The 15,510-nt window shown below is 56.2% G+C and carries 23 protein-coding genes; 13 read left to right on the top strand and 10 right to left on the bottom strand.

Features of this window, described 5'->3' with window-relative positions; genetic code table 11:
- Positions 1-6: 6 nt before the first annotated feature.
- The 6 genes from HX805_RS15880 to HX805_RS15855 all read right to left on the bottom strand — a co-directional run bounded on the left by HX805_RS15880 (position 7) and on the right by HX805_RS15855 (position 4,232).
- The gene (locus HX805_RS15880; RefSeq protein ID WP_177117060.1) at positions 7-1,164 is read right to left on the bottom strand and encodes a hypothetical protein; all 1,158 of its coding nucleotides are present in this window, start codon (positions 1,162-1,164) and stop codon (positions 7-9) included.
- A 496-nt stretch (positions 1,165-1,660) separates the two neighbouring features.
- Positions 1,661-1,858 (bottom strand): hypothetical protein, encoded by a 198-nt coding sequence (locus tag HX805_RS15875; protein ID WP_177023440.1) that lies wholly within the window; start codon positions 1,856-1,858, stop codon positions 1,661-1,663.
- Complete coding sequence (locus HX805_RS15870; RefSeq protein ID WP_177023439.1) at positions 1,855-2,046, bottom strand: hypothetical protein; 192 nt, start codon at positions 2,044-2,046, stop codon at positions 1,855-1,857. Before HX805_RS15870 ends, HX805_RS15875 begins: the two co-directional genes overlap by 4 nt.
- Positions 2,043-2,480, bottom strand: a complete 438-nt coding sequence (locus HX805_RS15865) for a hypothetical protein (RefSeq protein WP_177117059.1) — start codon at positions 2,478-2,480, stop codon at positions 2,043-2,045. The genes HX805_RS15870 and HX805_RS15865 overlap by 4 nt, the downstream gene beginning before the upstream one ends.
- A 741-nt stretch (positions 2,481-3,221) precedes the next feature.
- Positions 3,222-3,473 carry a DUF1654 domain-containing protein gene (locus HX805_RS15860; protein WP_177117058.1) on the bottom strand — a complete coding sequence of 84 codons (252 nt, stop codon included), beginning with the start codon at positions 3,471-3,473 and terminating at the stop codon, positions 3,222-3,224.
- A gap of 180 nt (positions 3,474-3,653) precedes the next feature.
- Positions 3,654-4,232, bottom strand: coding sequence for a hypothetical protein (locus HX805_RS15855; protein WP_177117057.1), 579 nt, complete (start codon positions 4,230-4,232; stop codon positions 3,654-3,656).
- A gap of 163 nt (positions 4,233-4,395) precedes the next feature.
- On the opposite strand from HX805_RS15855, the gene HX805_RS15850 reads away from it, so the two are divergent.
- Complete coding sequence (locus HX805_RS15850; RefSeq protein WP_177117056.1) at positions 4,396-4,884, top strand: DUF2846 domain-containing protein; 489 nt, start codon at positions 4,396-4,398, stop codon at positions 4,882-4,884.
- A gap of 187 nt (positions 4,885-5,071) precedes the next feature.
- Here HX805_RS15850 and HX805_RS15845 read toward each other — a convergent pair whose 3' ends face one another.
- The 4 genes from HX805_RS15845 to HX805_RS15835 all read right to left on the bottom strand — a co-directional run bounded on the left by HX805_RS15845 (position 5,072) and on the right by HX805_RS15835 (position 8,687).
- Positions 5,072-5,950: a DNA adenine methylase gene (locus HX805_RS15845; protein ID WP_177117055.1), complete on the bottom strand. Its 879-nt coding sequence runs from the start codon at positions 5,948-5,950 to the stop codon at positions 5,072-5,074.
- Positions 5,951-5,958: 8 nt separating this feature from the next.
- A complete protein-coding gene (locus HX805_RS15840) occupies positions 5,959-7,650 on the bottom strand; it encodes an AAA family ATPase (RefSeq protein WP_177117054.1) in 1,692 nt (563 codons plus the stop codon).
- 126 nt (positions 7,651-7,776) lie between these two features.
- Positions 7,777-8,019 (bottom strand): hypothetical protein, encoded by a 243-nt coding sequence (locus HX805_RS32375; protein WP_256348169.1) that lies wholly within the window; start codon positions 8,017-8,019, stop codon positions 7,777-7,779.
- Positions 8,019-8,687: a LexA family transcriptional regulator gene (locus HX805_RS15835; protein WP_177117053.1), complete on the bottom strand. Its 669-nt coding sequence runs from the start codon at positions 8,685-8,687 to the stop codon at positions 8,019-8,021. Before HX805_RS15835 ends, HX805_RS32375 begins: the two co-directional genes overlap by 1 nt.
- A gap of 87 nt (positions 8,688-8,774) precedes the next feature.
- On the opposite strand from HX805_RS15835, the gene HX805_RS15830 reads away from it, so the two are divergent.
- From HX805_RS15830 to HX805_RS15775, 12 genes are all read left to right on the top strand, one after another.
- Positions 8,775-8,990, top strand: a complete 216-nt coding sequence (locus tag HX805_RS15830; protein WP_003218319.1) for a YdaS family helix-turn-helix protein — start codon at positions 8,775-8,777, stop codon at positions 8,988-8,990.
- A gap of 54 nt (positions 8,991-9,044) precedes the next feature.
- Complete coding sequence (locus HX805_RS15825) at positions 9,045-9,659, top strand: hypothetical protein (protein WP_177117052.1); 615 nt, start codon at positions 9,045-9,047, stop codon at positions 9,657-9,659.
- Between the two features lie 65 nt (positions 9,660-9,724).
- Entirely contained in the window at positions 9,725-10,570 is an 846-nt protein-coding gene (locus HX805_RS15820) for a replication protein (protein ID WP_177117051.1), read from the top strand.
- Positions 10,560-11,366, top strand: coding sequence for an ATP-binding protein (locus tag HX805_RS15815; protein ID WP_177117050.1), 807 nt, complete (start codon positions 10,560-10,562; stop codon positions 11,364-11,366). Before HX805_RS15820 ends, HX805_RS15815 begins: the two co-directional genes overlap by 11 nt.
- Positions 11,366-12,001: a hypothetical protein gene (locus HX805_RS32370; RefSeq protein ID WP_256348167.1), complete on the top strand. Its 636-nt coding sequence runs from the start codon at positions 11,366-11,368 to the stop codon at positions 11,999-12,001. The genes HX805_RS15815 and HX805_RS32370 overlap by 1 nt, the downstream gene beginning before the upstream one ends.
- A complete protein-coding gene (locus HX805_RS15805) occupies positions 11,998-12,414 on the top strand; it encodes a recombination protein NinB (RefSeq protein WP_177117049.1) in 417 nt (138 codons plus the stop codon). The genes HX805_RS32370 and HX805_RS15805 overlap by 4 nt, the downstream gene beginning before the upstream one ends.
- A complete protein-coding gene (locus HX805_RS15800; protein WP_048365768.1) occupies positions 12,414-12,722 on the top strand; it encodes a hypothetical protein in 309 nt (102 codons plus the stop codon). The genes HX805_RS15805 and HX805_RS15800 overlap by 1 nt, the downstream gene beginning before the upstream one ends.
- Entirely contained in the window at positions 12,719-13,333 is a 615-nt protein-coding gene (locus HX805_RS15795; RefSeq protein ID WP_177117048.1) for a recombination protein NinG, read from the top strand. The genes HX805_RS15800 and HX805_RS15795 overlap by 4 nt, the downstream gene beginning before the upstream one ends.
- Positions 13,330-14,007, top strand: a complete 678-nt coding sequence (locus HX805_RS15790) for a hypothetical protein (protein ID WP_177117047.1) — start codon at positions 13,330-13,332, stop codon at positions 14,005-14,007. Before HX805_RS15795 ends, HX805_RS15790 begins: the two co-directional genes overlap by 4 nt.
- Positions 14,008-14,221: 214 nt before the next feature.
- The gene (locus HX805_RS15785) at positions 14,222-14,590 is read left to right on the top strand and encodes a hypothetical protein (protein ID WP_134326521.1); all 369 of its coding nucleotides are present in this window, start codon (positions 14,222-14,224) and stop codon (positions 14,588-14,590) included.
- A gap of 192 nt (positions 14,591-14,782) precedes the next feature.
- Complete coding sequence (locus tag HX805_RS15780) at positions 14,783-15,154, top strand: chemotaxis protein (protein ID WP_065905511.1); 372 nt, start codon at positions 14,783-14,785, stop codon at positions 15,152-15,154.
- Positions 15,154-15,471: a hypothetical protein gene (locus tag HX805_RS15775; protein ID WP_177117046.1), complete on the top strand. Its 318-nt coding sequence runs from the start codon at positions 15,154-15,156 to the stop codon at positions 15,469-15,471. The genes HX805_RS15780 and HX805_RS15775 overlap by 1 nt, the downstream gene beginning before the upstream one ends.
- Positions 15,472-15,510: the final 39 nt, after the last annotated feature.

Raw genomic sequence — 15,510 nt, 5'->3', positions numbered from 1 at the left:
GCTACCTCAGAAGTGGATGGTGATGTTTGGGACTTCGCGGCGTGCGATCTTCAGGACAATGGCCTTGGCCAGTTCCTCGGTGATGTTCATCGACATCAGCGCCTCTTTGGCGGCGCCCATGATCTTCACCTTGTGAGCCTGGTCCGCTTCGCGCGCCTTCTGCTGGCGCTGCGCCTCTTCAGCTTCTGCTGCCTGCCGGGCAATCTGTGCCAATCGCGCTTGCTCTACGGCCTCTTCCTGTCGGCGCACCGCGGCGATGCGTTCTTGTTCGGCGCGCTGCTCAGCGGCGATTCGGTTGGTTTCGGCCTGTGCCGCTGCTGCGCGGGACTGTTCGGCCTGCAGTTCCAGTTGTAGGCGCTGGCGTTCGGCGGCGGCCTCGGCCTCCAGCGCTGCTTGTGCGGCAGCGCGCTGAGTGGCTGCGGCCTGGTCCAGCAGTTCCTGCTCACGTCGTGCGGCAGCTTCGCGCTCGGCCTTGGCCTGCTGCTCGGCTTGGAGCCGGGCCTGTTCGGCTGCAACTCTGGCAATCTCTGCATCGTGGTCGCGCTGGGCCTGTGCTTCAGCTTCGGCGCGCAACCGGACCAGTTCGGCCTGCTCCGCTTCGTACTGGGTGCGCTCGGCCCGCAGGGCGCGCAGTTTTATGAGGGTCTGGTCTTTCACCTGGGCGGCTTCAGCCAGGAACTCTTCCCATGTTTCGCTGATTGCGACCAACTCAAGCTGGGCGATGAGGTCGGCGACATGAGCGGCGGTCGGTGTGGACTCGAAAACGGCCAAATCCTTGATCGCCTGGATACCGTCAACATGCTTGTCGGTGCGGGCCAGCTCTGCTGCCTCCCAGTCCGTCAGAGGCTGCCGAGTGGCATCGCGCAGGGCATCCATCTTGGTCACGAACTCGCGCAACTCAGCCTCGACCACCTTGGGCATTTCCTTGAGGCGCTTCAGGTAATCGCGGCCGGGTGTTTCGACTGCCTTTTTGGACTTGCTCACCGTTGCGGCCAGGGATGCAATTCGAGCGCGACCTTTCACGGTCGTCAGGTCCGGAACCTCGGCAGTGACTTCGGCCTTCACCGCGTCGAAGAACTGGCCCAGGCCACCGGCAACGTAAATCGCCGGCGCGTTGTCGGCGCTGATGTCGTCGATGGTGATCAGTTTCTGTTGTGCGGACACGGTGACTCCCTGCCGCGATGCTCGCAGCGATTGAGGGTGTTGGTTATTGAGTGATTCGATCAGCGAGGGCGCTGAGCAACATCAGAAAGGTGCAGACGGAGAGGGCAGAGAAGGAGCCGCGCCAGATGAGTAGGCGCCGGGTGCGCTGGCGGGCAGTCATGACCGCGACTCTCTGATTGCAGCGGCAGCCCTTACTATGGCCCTGCATATCGCAGACTCCGCACGCCCACCCGTCACGTCCTCGCAAGCCTGGCCATCGTCGTGATAAGCCTGAACCCACCCCGTCTGGAAGCCGCGCTCAGTCACCACGTTCATGTCGATGCTTATTCCCAAACGCGCCTGAAGAATCAAAGCGTGGCCAGTATTGAAATCGAGAGGGCTAAAGTAGCCAGACGAAAATGTATGGCTGCTCAAGCACACGTAACCATTCTTGTCTGGGTAATGGCCGTTGCAACGAAGGCCAGCAGCTTCGGCCGCCAAATAGAGCATTTCACGGTCATCCATGACGAACCCTCACCGCGATCCGCCCGCCTTTCATGGTCGGAGCCAAGCGCTGCGGCAGATCCCGCACCAAGTCTTCACGCTTGCGACCGATCAGTTCATTGAAGGGAATGCCGAAGCCGAGAATGGCGATGCGGCGCTCGATATCGTCGAGCTGCTCATCAGCCAGCGATTTCACGATAGGCGTGGTCATGCAGCCTCCTTGCGGTGCCTGGTGATTTTCAGCAGGCGCTGGCAGTAGTGGTTGAATTCTTCGACGGTGATCACATTGCCGGTGAGCATGTTCGTGATCATTCGTTGCACGACCACCTGGGCGCCGGGCTCGCTGGCGGGATGCTCCAGGGCCTCGAGCGCTTCATCGATCAGGATGTGCGGGCTCATACATCGGCATCCACGTCGTCTTCTCGCTCTTCCCGTTCCGCTGCTACAGCGTCTTCGGCGTAGGGCCTCAGCAGCGCTACAGCGATCTTCTCGACGGCTTCAATCGGGCGTTGCTGGCCCAGCAGGTCTGCGGCGTGGGACCGGGCATCGCTCTGGCTGCCGAGCATTGCCGACAGCAGCAGGCGGGCAAACGAATCACGCTGGTCCAGGCCGTCGATCTGGCGCTGGTTCAGGTGGCCTTGCAGGACGGTACAGAATCGGTCGAACGTCACCACCTGCGGCTGGCCGTAGCGGCGCTTCCACTTGATGTCGACGCCGCACACCAGGCGCTCCGCCGAATGCTCAAGCCAGTCCGTGACCTCGTCGCTATCGCTGACCTCTGGAGGCAACTGAGCGTCGTAACGCGCCTGGCATATCTTCAATGCTGCGTTCATGGTCGCCTCCAAGGTGGCGGGTTGTTCACCTGTATTCGTCAACACTCATGCCTCCCGCTGGTTGCCGATGGGCGCGGGGGAGGAGTGCTGACGTAATAGAGGTGGGGAAGGGGGCCCAGGCCCGCTACTGGCGACGGCCTGGGTTTGTTGCGTCAGCGGTGTGGCCCGTTTCCCGCTGCTGATTGCAGGGCTGGCCGGTCGTCTTCGTAGGTTGGCGGTGAGCTTCCTCCTCAGGGCGTCAATCAGCATCTGTTCGCCTTGGATCACAGGTCCCTACAACATGCACGCTGCAGCTCGTTTGCCCGGTTAGGTGGGCAGGGTGCATGAGGTCCGGCGGTCCCAGCCGAAGCTATCGGGCCCGCTAATTCAAATCTTGTGGAGCTGTCCGTGACCCGCTACTGGCGTCGGTCACCGGCTTGAATCAAATGTTCTTCCAGCCGCGGGCCTTTCGGCTTGTTCTCCCGCTGGATAACTGTTCTTGGCGCTTTACGCTGCACGCCCGGGTCAGTTGCCAACCCTCTGAACCGTTTAGGCCGGTTCATCGCTGCCTTTGAATCTGGGCCGGTGGTGATCCGGCAAGGGTGAAGCTGTGTGGCTAAAGAGCGGCGCAGGTTTAGCTGCTGGCGATTCGCTGTGGCGTCTCGATGGATACAAATATAGGCACTCCCATATTTATCGTCAATGGGTATTCCCATATATTTTATGGGAGGCACTAAAAAGCCCGCTCGGTGGCGGGCTCATTTAGGAATCGCAGTATTCGCGCCAGCCGATCCTGACGGCGCCGTCATCCAAATGCTCAATCCTGATCCCGGCGGTGTCGCCGATGTCTTGGATAACCTGGTGCCAAGCTTCAGGGCTTTCGTCGTCGCGTCTGGAAACCTCGACCAACTGAATTCTCTGAACCCGGGGAGATGCGATCAAGCGTTGCAAGCGGTGGCCCACAAGCTCGTAGGAATTTCTCGGTTTTGATGTGGGGTAGGGTGCCTGGTTCATGCTTCGCTCCTTGCGAATGCTGTATGTATACACAGTATTTGCACTGACATATCTTGGCAATAGGGCGACAAGAAGTTTCATGCATAAATGCATATTTTCTGATGAGTGCTTTCCGGCAGGCATGAAAAAGCCCCCGCTGGGGGGGGCTAGATGAGAAGGCGGGGCTCTATAGATCGGCAGTCAGAGCTTGTTTGCGTTGCTGCTTGCCTTTGCCTCGCGCTCAGCTGCTTTTCTTTGTGTGGCTGCAATATCGCTGATGGTTGCAGCAGAGGTGTTGATATCGCCTGCGAGCTTCTCGATCGTTATCTCGACCTTCTTGCCGGACCAGGTCAGCGTCTCATTTGTGAAGGATGCTCCAGCTTTGGTTTTTACGGGCTCATTCAAAATCTGAGTAGGTGTGCCGTACTTGTTGGTGAAGAGGGTCACCAGCTTGGAAAAGTTGTCGCTATTGGTGGTGAGGTAGAAGGACTCAACTCCAGAAGGGCTCGCGAAAACGGCGAGAGAGTAACCAAAGCCAATTTCTGGCCCGCCCCGAACCGTATAGAGATTCGTGTACGGTGGCTCATGGCACATCGTCTTGCTCAGGATCGTGCCGCGCGGACACGCTGGCACTGTCGCATCGACTTTTTGATCAAAGCGCAATCCCATAAAACTGTCGGGCTCTTGCGCCCAGAGTGTTGGAGTAGAGGGCTTTTTGGCCGCAATTGCAGAGCTAGTTAAGCATGCGGCGAATAAAAAAATGAGAATCTTGGCGTTCATAGGATCCCTCCGATAATTGAGCCCGCACTTTACCATTCGTGGCGTACAGCCACCATTGTCGGGAGGCGTGACGGGGGTGTGTCGTGTGCAAAATCAGCATAAAAGGTTTGATTGAGGGCCCGGCAATGTTGATCATGAAGCGCTTAATCAGAATGGAGCGGGTATGACACGGGTATGGAAGATTTCAGCATTTCTCTGGTTGGGGCTCCTCAGCTCCTGCACGATGACAGGGCCAAAATTCACGCCACTTGAAAACGTGGATTCTCAATACGGTGTTCTCTATGTCTACCGGCCCAGTAATTACGATATGGGCCTAATGACCGCCTTGATTTCTTTGGACGGAAAGCAGATAGCGTCTCTAGAGAACGGCGGGTACGTAGCGGTGACTGTTACGCCAGGTGAGCACACAATCACCCAGAAATGGAAGGCCGGAATCTTGGGCAATTCCGATCTTGAGGGCGGCACCACGACCACTGTCGTCGGTGTTAAACGCTCAGATACCTCCTACGTTAGCCTCACATCCAACAGCACGAGGGTGCAGGCAAAACAATTCAATGCTGTCGCAGTTGACCTGCAGTGGCAGCTCAATAAAGTGCCCCCGGATCAGGCATTGCCCGAGATTTCTCAATGTAGAAAGGTTGAGGCGATCTAGCCCTACGGCGGGCAATATCTAGAGCCAAATCGCAGGCAAAGAAAAGCCCGCGCAATGGCGGGCTTTCTGTAACACCTGGGGCGCCGATCCTTCAGCGCCCCCAGTGTGCAATCACGCGGATTGCCAGCTCAATGGTGGCACGATGAAGGGCAGAAAAAAGAAGCCCGGCGCTGGGCGAGGTTTGGAGTCAGGCGGCCACAGTTGCTCTAGGGATTTCCGCATCAGGCACCGAGATACCTTCTTTGAAGAACATGACCTCGTCGCCTACATATCGCGCCTGTGCGGTGTAGTGCAGCCCGTAAGTCAGTGCCTCGTTCTGGCTGTACATCTCGCAGATTTCTGGCGCGCTATCGTACGAAACTACCCACGATCTCTGGAAGTCAGGAGACTGCAGCAATTGAGCAATTTGCAGATGATCATCGTGTTTGTAGAAGTTTCGGTATAGACCACGGCCTTTAACATAGTAGGGAGGATCAAGGTAGATCAGCGACTGGTCAGGCAGAAACTCTGCCGCGCGGCCGAGTAAATGAAAAGCGTCCTCGCAATATACCGAAATCCGATCTGCATTCAGCGCGATTCTTTCCAGTCTGCCTGCGATCATCTCCTTGCTGAATCTAGCATCAAGTTTGTACGCGCCAGTCTGCGCCTTCCCCCCGATAACTCCGCCTTTGAGGATGCCGGATCGGTTCGTACGGTTCACAAAAAGCGTTGCAAAACCCCTTTCTGCAAGGGATAGATCAGGGTCTTGGCCAAGCATCACGGAACGCCAGTGATGCCATTGCTCCATATTGATTGGCGTGTCTCTGAGCAGCTTTAGTATTCCTTCAGGATCGGAAGTCGCGGCTGACCAGAAGGAGAATACGGCCGGATCGAGATCATTGACATGGATATGCGTCGCATGCCCGTCGAAAAGAAGCTCAAGGGCAACGCCGGCTCCACCAGCAAACGGTTCTAGATAGTGTCCACCCGCCAGGCCATTAGCCCGCATTACCTCGGCAATGAAAGGCGCAAAGCGAGCCTTACCGCCAGGGTAGCGCAAGGGGCTATATAGTTTGTTCGAGTACATTCAGTAGCTCATCTCGGGTGAAGAATTGGTGGTAGTCCAATTCTAGCATTTAATATATTTAATGTCTCGATGAACTGCTCTAAAAAGTTTGTTTTATCCAATTCATTGCTGCAGTAGTGAGTTACATACTTTTTAAAGTTTGGGAGGTTTGAATTAGCCCATGCCTTACAGCAGTTTATAGAGGTGATTTTTTCATCAAGGATTTCAGTAGCGGAAAGAGAGATTCCATGCGAGGAAAATTCCCCAAGGAACGCGTCTCTTTCTTTATTAAATTTATCAAAAAAATTGTCGTCATTATCAAGAGATATAATGAAGTAAATCATTCTGCGCTCTAGGGCGACTCCGTGCGAGTCTGGCAGCCTAATACAAAAATCTCTAACCTTTATATTTTCTAGAAAGGTATCAGATATATCAGCATCTAGGACTACTAAACTGCTCTCAAAAAGTATAGGGAATCGTGAGCAGGCTGCAGCTAGTGGTTTAACTTCTGTATAGGATATTCCTGGTTTAGAGTGATTATCGTCAAGCGACGAGTGAAATTCTAATGCATCCAATATTTCTTTTTTTCTGATGATGCGTTTTAAGAAGAAAATTCCAATATCATCTTCGCAGAATATTTTTAACTTGCGACTTTGAGCTATCTGTAATGGGCTTGTGAAGGTTAGCTCTTTGTATGCTAGCTCATAGGGCGGATTGTGGAGGATAGGGTAGTTTGAAGCTTTGGCTTTGGATTTGCTTACAAAATTAATAATAACTTGATCTTTTTCTAAAAGATTGGCGTGCTTTAAGTAAATGTCTGAAATCAAACCAAGTGAATGTGTGGTGATAATGACTTGGACCTTGAACTCTCCAGACCACCTAAGAAGGTATTCGAATAGGCGAATCTGGGCTACTGGGTGCAGAGTGGCTTCGAATTCATCAATGCAAAGAATGCCACCGCCAACTTTTTGTCCTGGTTTATATGCTCGTTGAAATCCTATAAGTCGGTTAAATATCGCACCAAGATTGTCTTCGCCTGAAGATATAGTTTGCCAATCATATCCCAGGTCACCACCACTCGGTGCCCATGTTGACTTTATCTTGGGTCGATAAACCCCTACAAAAGATCCATAGCTTGAGCTTGGAAATACTTGTTCGTAAAAACGCTTAAGTTGCTGTTTTTCCGTTTCTGATAGGACTGGGAGTGCTTCTTTTTTTCGATCTGCTGCAAGGTCGACTATCGGATATAGACGTCTAAGGTTTAGAAAAGAGGTGCTGTATACTAAATTGCCATCACCTTTCTCTGCCCCGGAAACAACTACACGGTGCCGATTTGTCTTTTCAGCAACGTAATATATCTCTACAGGCTCTCTGACGTATTTTTCAGGGCTTGTCTCTGCAATGATGTCATATTGATAGTCGTCTACATCATATTCGGGTGAGAGATTAAAAACCTCCGCCATAGTTGTCTTCAGTGGCCGGCCAAAACCGTCTTCTGATTCGCTTGCAAATGGATGTGCAATTAGGCCCATGAGTGAGGTTTTCATGGTGCCGTTACGCCCTGAAAGCACAGTGATTCTGGAGCCCAGAATAAGCTGTTGCTCATAGAGAGACCTGAATCGCTTAATATCAATGCCTTTGATTCTTAGGATAGGTATACTTTTGTTGTCTGGAATTCCAAGCTCTTTTTTACTTTGTCCCTGAGGGAGCAATTTCGGCATTATTTTATTCACTGGAGTTCCATCTTTCAGTTGTGATTACCAATCGGGATTAGCGGCACTGTATTTGATGTAAAGTTTTCTATTGTCGGAGGAGAGGACGTATAGGCACTCCCCTTTATTGCCAGGTCAACCCCGTGCACCATAGAAGTGGTTCAGAGCAATTAGCTCAATCACAGCCACTAAAACACAGAGTACAACGAATCCAGGGCTGAACACGCGCTTACGGCCGGATGAGCCTCCGCCCAGCCCAGCGACGTCGGAATAGCCGGGGAGCATCATAAGGAGAGTCAGGCAAGCAATGACTCCAACCTTGCTCCAGAAGCTCTGCTCTCGCCACGAGGTCGACGGCTTTCCAAGGGCGGAGGGCATCAGTAAAACTTCTGCAGCGCCTGCACAACCACGCCCACGATCCGGCAGTGCTCGTCGATGGCCTCGATCGGATAACTGGGATTCAGTGGTTTCAGGAACAGCCGGCCGCCGTCGCTGACAAGCTTCTTGAATGTGGCTTCGTTGCTGTCCGGCAGCTTGGCCACGACCAGCTTACCTGGCGCGACTTCAGCCTCAGTGTCCACCAGGATCAGCGTGCCCTCGGTAATGCTCTGCCCGGCGGGCGCCGTCATCGAGTCACCTTTGACTGTCAGCCAAAAGGCCGGGCCTTTGGAGTCGTACTCCGAAAACTCGTAGGTGTCCGAGATACCGGCCGGGTAGGGCTCCACTGCTTCCGCCCAGGCGCCGGCGGCAACCCAGCTCACTACCGGGTAGCGGAATGACTTGGTGGGCTGGGCGGCAGGGGAGACGTTCGATTCACCAGAGCCGGACGTTAATCCAGAAGCCAGCATTGGCCCGATCTCGTCTGAGAGCCATTTGGCGCTCACCCCACATGCGTCGGCGATCTTCACGACGTGTGCGGTGGCTTTCGATTTTCCACGCTCAAGGTCAGAAATCGACGTCTGCGTGATACCAGCTTTAGCGGCCAATTCGCCCTGATTGAGCTTGGCGTGCCGGCGCGCTGCCTTTAAACGATCTTTGAATTCCATCCAGCGAGTATTACGGGTGCTCCCATATCCTTGCAAATCGGTATTCCCATAACCTACTATATGGGTATTCCCGTATGGAGGGGCAGCATGAACACTATTTATAAGGACCTCGTTGCCTTCTTCGGCACTCAGGAGGTGACGGCTGAAAAGCTCAAGGTTGATCAAAGTACCGTTTCCGGTTGGGTTCGCGAGAAGCACGGCATGTCTCCAGTGGTTGCCAAGCGAGCGGAGGCGTTGACCGGAGGTGCTTTCAAAAAAGAATCCCTTTGTCCGTCGTTTCCATGGGCCGAGATGGCCGCCTAAGCGACATCCCTGTCCGCCGTTCCATTGAAGCCAGATTAGAAGAGAGCAGTCCCCATGCAAACGTCCAGTTCCAGACACACCGTACAGACCCGTGATCAGGTGCTGGTCGCCCACGCTGCAAACCAGATCGCACGCACCAGCCTGAGCCAGGACGACTTCGCCCAGGCGTTGAGCCGCGAGTTGCATCTGTCGTGCCCGGATAAGGCCATCGCTAAAGATGTGCCGGACTTTGCCGCGCTGACCTTGCAGAACGACGTAGCCGATTTCGTGAAGGCTACCGGCCGCTGGCTCAAACGTGTTCAGCGCTGGCTCTCCGGCGATCAGGAAATGCCGTCGTGGCTGGAAGAGTCGTGGGTCAACGCCCTTGAGCCTGAATTCCGCGACCACTGCGTAAACGAACTGGCGAGCCGTCACGGCCTGACCGGCGCCCGCCAGATGACCAGTGACCAATGCGCGAACAAAAGCTTCGGTGCGCTGATCCGCGCGCTGGGTGATGTGATCGACACCGGCAGCGAAGTCTTCGACGACCAGGTGATGTGCGAACTGGATCTGCCGCACCTACCGGCATTCGCCAAGCAGTGCCGCCAGGTTGAAGCGAAGGCGGGGGAACTGGGGCGCCGCGCGGAGCAGTTGCTCGGGGCGGCCCGGCCACTGAAATCCATAGCCTGAATCACAGGCACAAAAAAGCCGACGGTCGAGGTCGGCTTCTTTAACAGCTTTAAGCGAGAGAAATCATGCCAAACATTGTTCCGATACACAACCCTCGGGGGTTTACCCGAATGGACAACCAGATGATGGATGGCTTGATGGCCATCGATTTGTCAGCGCGCGAAATGAAGATCGTTCTGTACGTGGCCAAGGCCACCTTGAACTTCAGCACGGGCGCCCATCGCATCCCGGCGGTCGATATCGCGAAGGCAACCCATATCCACCCTGATACGGTATCGAAGGCTATCTCCGGCCTGTTGCGCCGTCGCGTGCTGTACCGAGAGGGTGGTGCACGCGGTGACATCGGCGTTTGCGACCCAAAAGAGTGGATCTTCGTAGTAGAGCCGAAACAGACCATATCGTCTGATTCGGCTCAAGTGGTCCGAATCGGCTCAGACACGAAACAGACCAAAACCGACGACTCCCTTCTTTATACAAAGAAAGAACCCCTATTAACTCTTTCTTCGAAAGAGATTAATCCGCCCCAAGAGCCAGTCGAATCTCCAAAGCCTGATCGCAAGACTCCGTTCGGCATGACCCAGTTGCTGGCCGACAACCCGCACCACGTCCCTGAGCAGCTGCTCGCCGACTGGCTGACTCAGCGCAAAGCCAAGCGTGCAGCAGTGACAGCCACTGTCTGGTCGACCGTGAACACCGAGTTGGCCAAGTGTGCCGAGGCCGGGATCACCGCAGACGACGCAATCACCGAAGCGCTAAATTCCGGCTGGCAGGGTTTCAAGGCTTCCTGGGTCATCAAGCGTCTGGCTGAATCCGCACCGGTGCCGGCCCCTCAGTCTCGCCACACCGGTTTTGCTGACCGCAACTACACCGATGGCCTGATTCAGCGTGAGGACGGTTCCTATGCGATCTGAGCCGGTCCAGCAAACCCCTGAACTGCCGCCGGGCACCCGCATTCAGCCCGCCGAGTGCGAGACCCACGGGCATTACGATCAGAAGATTTTCCCGGTACTGGGCAAGGAGCTGAAGAGCGGTTGCCCTGAGTGCGGCCGGATCATCCGCGAGAAGGCTGAAGCTGCGGAGTTGGCCAACAAGGCGATGGAGCTGCGCATGGCCATGGAACGCAAGCTCGGCGCCGCGCTGATTCCCAAGCGCTTCGCCAGCAAGACTCTGGATGGCTACGTCGCAACCACCACGGAACAGCGAAAGGCGCTGAACGCCTGCCGCCGGTATGTCGCTGAGTTCGCGCAGATCGCCGAGACTGGCCGCTGCCTATTGCTGCTGGGAAAACCCGGTACCGGCAAGACGCACCTGTCCGTGGCGATCGCCAACGAGATCATGGCCAAGTCATCTGCGACGGCGGTGTATCGCACCATCGGCGCCGTGCTGCAGGCCATCCGAGCGACCTACGACCATTCCAGCGACCAAAGCGAAAGCCAGATCCTGTCGAGCCTGATCAGCCCCTCGCTGCTCATCCTGGATGAGATTGGCGTCAGCAAGGAGAAGCCGAGCGACTTCGAGCTGACCACGCTGTTCGCAATCATCAACGGCCGGTACGAAGAGCTGCGCCCGACGGTGATCGTTTCCAACCTGGATGGGCAATCGCTGCCAGGAGCCATCGGCGAGCGCTGCATTGATCGGCTGCGGGAGGGCGGTGTGATCGTCATTCCGTTTGAGTGGGAGTCTCAGCGCGGTAAGGAGGGTTTCTGATGAGTATGGACAACGAGCAGCATCGCAAGACGGTAGCGCTTCAGAAGCTGATGCGTGACCCCGCGGCAGTCCTGGCCCTGATCGCCGAGAACGATCGGCTATCGGCCAATGTGAAATTGAATCTCTGTGATTACCCCGCGATTCATGAGGGGGATGTCGATCTTCTCATCGCCTTTGTAACCGGCACTTCGCAGATGGAACTGGCGAAAGTTCATGGATGCACGCCTCCCAACATCAGCAGGAAGATCCGCCGTGTAAAGCAGCGACTGGGCTGGCGTGAGGGGATGTCCCTGGTGGAGATCCGCGCCCGCGCCGAGCAGTTGCGTGCGCTGGCATCGCAAGGTGCGATTGTAACTGCCGACCTTATGGCCGAGCGCGACCAGCTCAAGGCCGAGAACGAGGCGCTTCGGAAATACGGGGAAGAGTTTGCAGTATTGGCCGAGCGCCGCCGCGAAGAAGTCGAGACGCTGCGCAAGGAGCGCGATGCTCGTCACCCGTTCAAGCCTTTTCATGAGCCGGCAATTGGCTTCACCGGTTGCGTGATATGCGGCGTGTACACGGATCACGGCGGCTTGCCATGCCCGAAAACGCGAGCAACTGCAGACGCCGCCATGGGCAACGGAGAGCAGTCATGACCAGCCTCCAGATCCGCACCGAATCAGACCGCAACAAGGCCATGGGCTACATCGCCGGCCTGGACCTGGCCAAGCCAAAGAAGCTAGCCATCACCGAAGTGGACCGCAGCGGCGAGCAGAACAAGGCCCTTCACGCGGCCCTGTCCGATATCGCCGCTCAGGTCGAGCACGCCGGGAAGAAGTGGGATGTCCTGATCTGGAAGCGCCTGCTGACGGCCGCCTGGCTGCGTGAGTCAGGCGACCAACCACAGATGATACCGGCGGTAGACGGCCACGGCTTCGACGTCATCTACGAGCGCACAAGCAAGCTCACCGTGAAGCAGTGCGGCGAGCTGATCGAGTGGGTGCATGCGTTCGGCGCCGAGCACCAGGTGCGCTGGACACAAAAGGATAATTGGGGAGGGCGCTACTGATGAACCATAACTTCAAGGCTGGCGACCTGGCGCTGATCGTTTCCTGCCCGCTTGTACCAACCCTGATCGGGCGCTGCGTGCAGCTGGTTGAGTGCGTTGGGCCTGGCTGCGATTCGTTCTCCGCGCACGGCCCATGGTTTAACCGTGGGGATGCAAACGCCTGGGTGGTGGAGGCAGATGGCTTGGTATCACTGACCATCGGCAAGGCCCTCGTCGAGCATCCGCGCTGCTGCATAGCTGAGAAATACCTGATGCCCCTGCGCGGCGACTTCACCCCAGAGCAGCAGAAAGCCAAGGAGGCTGTATGAAGCGCACCCCACTGCAACGCAAGACCCCGCTCACGTCCGGCGGACCGCGGCGCAAGCGCTGCCCAGAGTGCCGAGTAATGTTCACGCGCTCCAGAGAATCGCAGGCTGTGTGCGGCGAGATCGAGTGCGCGATCGCACACGGCAAGTCCGAGAAGGGTCGGGCAATCGCCGGGAAAGCCCTGGCAGAAGTAGGGCGCCGCGAAATCAAGGTCCGCAAGGAGAAGCTGAAGAGCAGGGCGGATCACCTCAAGGACACACAGCAGGCATTCAACGCTTGGGTGCGCGCCCGTGATGCTGCACTGCCTTGTGTCAGCTGCGGCCGCCACCACCAGGGTAAGTACGACGCCGGCCATTACCGAACCGTGGGGAGCAATCCAGCCTTGCGCTTCGAACCGATGAACTGCCACCGCCAGTGTTCGCCGTGCAACACCAGGCTCTCCGGGAACATCGTGAATTACCGCATTGAGCTGGTGAGGCGTATCGGCGCCGAGGCAGTTGAGTGGCTGGAAGGCCCTCATGAGGCCAAGAAGTACATCGTGGACGAGTTGAAGGCGATGACCGCCGACTACCGGGCAAAGACCAAAGAACTGAAAAAGGGGCAGGCAGCATGAAACTGATCAACGCAAGGCAGGTATGGACCGAAGCTCAGCATGAATCGAACGCGTCGATCAGCGCTGTAGCCATCGACAAGGCCCAATCAGCACCGATAAAGAAGGGGCAGCGTATGCGCCGCGCCGAGGCTGTGTTCGCTGCGCTTGGGGAAGACAAGGAGGAGCGTATTCAGGTTGTGCGCCAGAAGATCAGCATCAGCGAGACCCGCGGTACGCCGGCCGGCCGCTCCACCGCTCGCGCCGCGCACCTGGCCACCATCGGCAAAGTACTGCGCGCCATCGACACCTTGCCGTTCCAGGTGCAGCAGTTCGGGCACTACCTGTATCACCCGGCTATGAACATGAAGCATCTGTTGAACGCGGTGCTGCTGATCACCGCTAAAGCGGCGCTGCCTGACCTGACTTCGGCCAAGCGCGTGAAGGCGCAGTACCTGGTTACCCTTGCCCTGCAATCGTACAAGGGGGAGGTCGCCGGGTCGGCAGAGTGGGGGCCGGCGCGGGTAGCCGCCGAGATGAACACGTTCTTCGGCGTCACCATCGACCCGAAGAACTGGACGCGTGACTGGCTCGACCTGTGGGAATCCCTGAAAGAAGTGATTAAAGAAGTCGATATTCAGGCCCAGCAACCACTATGGCAGGTGATTCACTCGGAAAAAGATAAAGAAGCGGCATAATCATATTGACATGACGGGGTTTTGCGCGTACTTTTTCCATAGTGCACAAGTAACGCGAAACGCACACGAGACACTGACCCCGGCCAAGCGCCGGGTTTTTATTTGTCTATCTTTGGCAGACTCTTTTATTTATATTTTTAGTGCGGCTTGAACGGCAAGGCGATGCCTGCTTGGTGTTGGGTTATTTCTAAACTAGGAGGGTGAGGTGCCGAGAGTGAATGGATACGACATTGAAGAGCGCTGGTATGTACTTGATCATCCGCGCGGGCCCTTGCATACGTTTGCCTCGGAGCAGCAAGCAATCGATGAGGTCGCCAAGCTCAAAGAGACGTATGAAATCGGCGAAGGGGCTGAAATTCCCGACTTTGAAGCTATAAAGGACTGGTTTGTTGTTTGTTCCACTATCGTCAAAGCCGGCCCATTTTTACTAAAGACTTCCGCAGAAATAAAAGCAAGAACACTGAAGGAATGTAATCACGGACCTAAGCCTGAGCCTGATGATCCTTTTCAAGTTGAAGAAAAAGCGAAGATCGAAAAGAAAAATAGGTTAACCAAAACGCCGCCTGCCGTAAGCAAAACTTAACACAAGCGCACTTATGCTCAGCGTCTCTGGTTACAGATTTTGGATATCAGAGGCCGCCTCATGGATTGTTATATGCCCCGCCATCGTGCGGGGCTTTTTCGTTTCCGGCCTTGCCACACCCTTAGCGTTCAGCTGGGAGTGCTGCTGGGACTGACCTATTTCTGGCGATGGCCATTTTTTTATGGAGTGACGATGGATCCTACTGACCTCGGCCCAGGCACAGCTACCTGGCTGGGCGGTAGCGCCACCGTTGTACTGGGCGGCCTGCTTTGGCTGCGCCGTTTCCTTTCCAAGGACGCGACCGACCGGGCAATGGATAGCGCCGATATCGGCACGCTGAAGCGACTGAACGAACTGCTGAACCAAGAGCGCGCCGCCCGCAAAGAAGCCGAAGCACGCGCTGATCAATTTGCTAAAGAGCGGAATGACCTGGCCGCCGCTGTTGGGCGCATGGAAGGCAAGATCGAGGCCCTGACCAGCCAGGTCGCCCAACTCACTGACCGCGTGACGCAACAGAGCGACGAGATCACTCGCCTGCGCACCAAGCTGGGAGGAGTCGCCTGATGGACAGATGCGCATTGGAATTTATCGCACGCCGCTGGTGGCGCCGGGCCGAGGTCTGGGCCATTGCCGTCGTGCTGGTGGGTGGTGGCGCCGTTCTTGGTTACCAGGCCGCCTACTGGTCGCTCGCCGAGAGCCAGAGCAATCAGGTCAAGGGCATCCGCGAGGCGTACGACACCGCGATGACTGAGCGTGATAGACGCCTGGAAGAGCTGACCCGCAAGACCGGCACCGCCGCCGACAAAGCCACGAAGGCTGCAACGACTGCGGCTCAGGCTGCCGACAAAGCGGATGAAGCCCTAAACCGGGTATCGCAGTAATCCGCGCCACGTTTTCGAATGCGCCAAATCGTTGCGCAA

This window comes from Pseudomonas sp. G5001, from assembly GCF_013385475.1.
Lineage (GTDB): Bacteria > Pseudomonadota > Gammaproteobacteria > Pseudomonadales > Pseudomonadaceae > Aquipseudomonas.
Note: the sequence above shows the minus strand (reverse complement) of the source record. Positions and strands in the feature narration are given on the sequence as shown.

Excerpts from the sequence above, each read along its gene's own strand:
- HX805_RS15850 (WP_177117056.1), top strand. The coding sequence starts at position 4,396 with ATGACACGGGTATGGAAGATTTCAGCATTTCTCTGGTTGGGGCTCCTC.
- HX805_RS15845 (WP_177117055.1), bottom strand. The coding sequence starts at position 5,950 with ATGTACTCGAACAAACTATATAGCCCCTTGCGCTACCCTGGCGGTAAG.
- HX805_RS15830 (WP_003218319.1), top strand. The coding sequence starts at position 8,775 with ATGAACACTATTTATAAGGACCTCGTTGCCTTCTTCGGCACTCAGGAG.
- HX805_RS15835 (WP_177117053.1), bottom strand. The coding sequence starts at position 8,687 with ATGGAATTCAAAGATCGTTTAAAGGCAGCGCGCCGGCACGCCAAGCTC.
- HX805_RS15805 (WP_177117049.1), top strand. The coding sequence starts at position 11,998 with ATGACCAGCCTCCAGATCCGCACCGAATCAGACCGCAACAAGGCCATG.
- HX805_RS15840 (WP_177117054.1), bottom strand. The coding sequence starts at position 7,650 with ATGCCGAAATTGCTCCCTCAGGGACAAAGTAAAAAAGAGCTTGGAATT.
- HX805_RS32375 (WP_256348169.1), bottom strand. The coding sequence starts at position 8,019 with ATGCCCTCCGCCCTTGGAAAGCCGTCGACCTCGTGGCGAGAGCAGAGC.
- HX805_RS15815 (WP_177117050.1), top strand. The coding sequence starts at position 10,560 with ATGCGATCTGAGCCGGTCCAGCAAACCCCTGAACTGCCGCCGGGCACC.
- HX805_RS15790 (WP_177117047.1), top strand. The coding sequence starts at position 13,330 with ATGAAACTGATCAACGCAAGGCAGGTATGGACCGAAGCTCAGCATGAA.
- HX805_RS32370 (WP_256348167.1), top strand. The coding sequence starts at position 11,366 with ATGAGTATGGACAACGAGCAGCATCGCAAGACGGTAGCGCTTCAGAAG.
- HX805_RS15825 (WP_177117052.1), top strand. The coding sequence starts at position 9,045 with ATGCAAACGTCCAGTTCCAGACACACCGTACAGACCCGTGATCAGGTG.
- HX805_RS15775 (WP_177117046.1), top strand. The coding sequence starts at position 15,154 with ATGGACAGATGCGCATTGGAATTTATCGCACGCCGCTGGTGGCGCCGG.
- HX805_RS15795 (WP_177117048.1), top strand. The coding sequence starts at position 12,719 with ATGAAGCGCACCCCACTGCAACGCAAGACCCCGCTCACGTCCGGCGGA.
- HX805_RS15780 (WP_065905511.1), top strand. The coding sequence starts at position 14,783 with ATGGATCCTACTGACCTCGGCCCAGGCACAGCTACCTGGCTGGGCGGT.
- HX805_RS15820 (WP_177117051.1), top strand. The coding sequence starts at position 9,725 with ATGCCAAACATTGTTCCGATACACAACCCTCGGGGGTTTACCCGAATG.
- HX805_RS15870 (WP_177023439.1), bottom strand. The coding sequence starts at position 2,046 with ATGAGCCCGCACATCCTGATCGATGAAGCGCTCGAGGCCCTGGAGCAT.
- HX805_RS15860 (WP_177117058.1), bottom strand. The coding sequence starts at position 3,473 with ATGAACCAGGCACCCTACCCCACATCAAAACCGAGAAATTCCTACGAG.
- HX805_RS15855 (WP_177117057.1), bottom strand. The coding sequence starts at position 4,232 with ATGAACGCCAAGATTCTCATTTTTTTATTCGCCGCATGCTTAACTAGC.
- HX805_RS15800 (WP_048365768.1), top strand. The coding sequence starts at position 12,414 with ATGAACCATAACTTCAAGGCTGGCGACCTGGCGCTGATCGTTTCCTGC.
- HX805_RS15865 (WP_177117059.1), bottom strand. The coding sequence starts at position 2,480 with ATGAACGCAGCATTGAAGATATGCCAGGCGCGTTACGACGCTCAGTTG.
- HX805_RS15875 (WP_177023440.1), bottom strand. The coding sequence starts at position 1,858 with ATGACCACGCCTATCGTGAAATCGCTGGCTGATGAGCAGCTCGACGAT.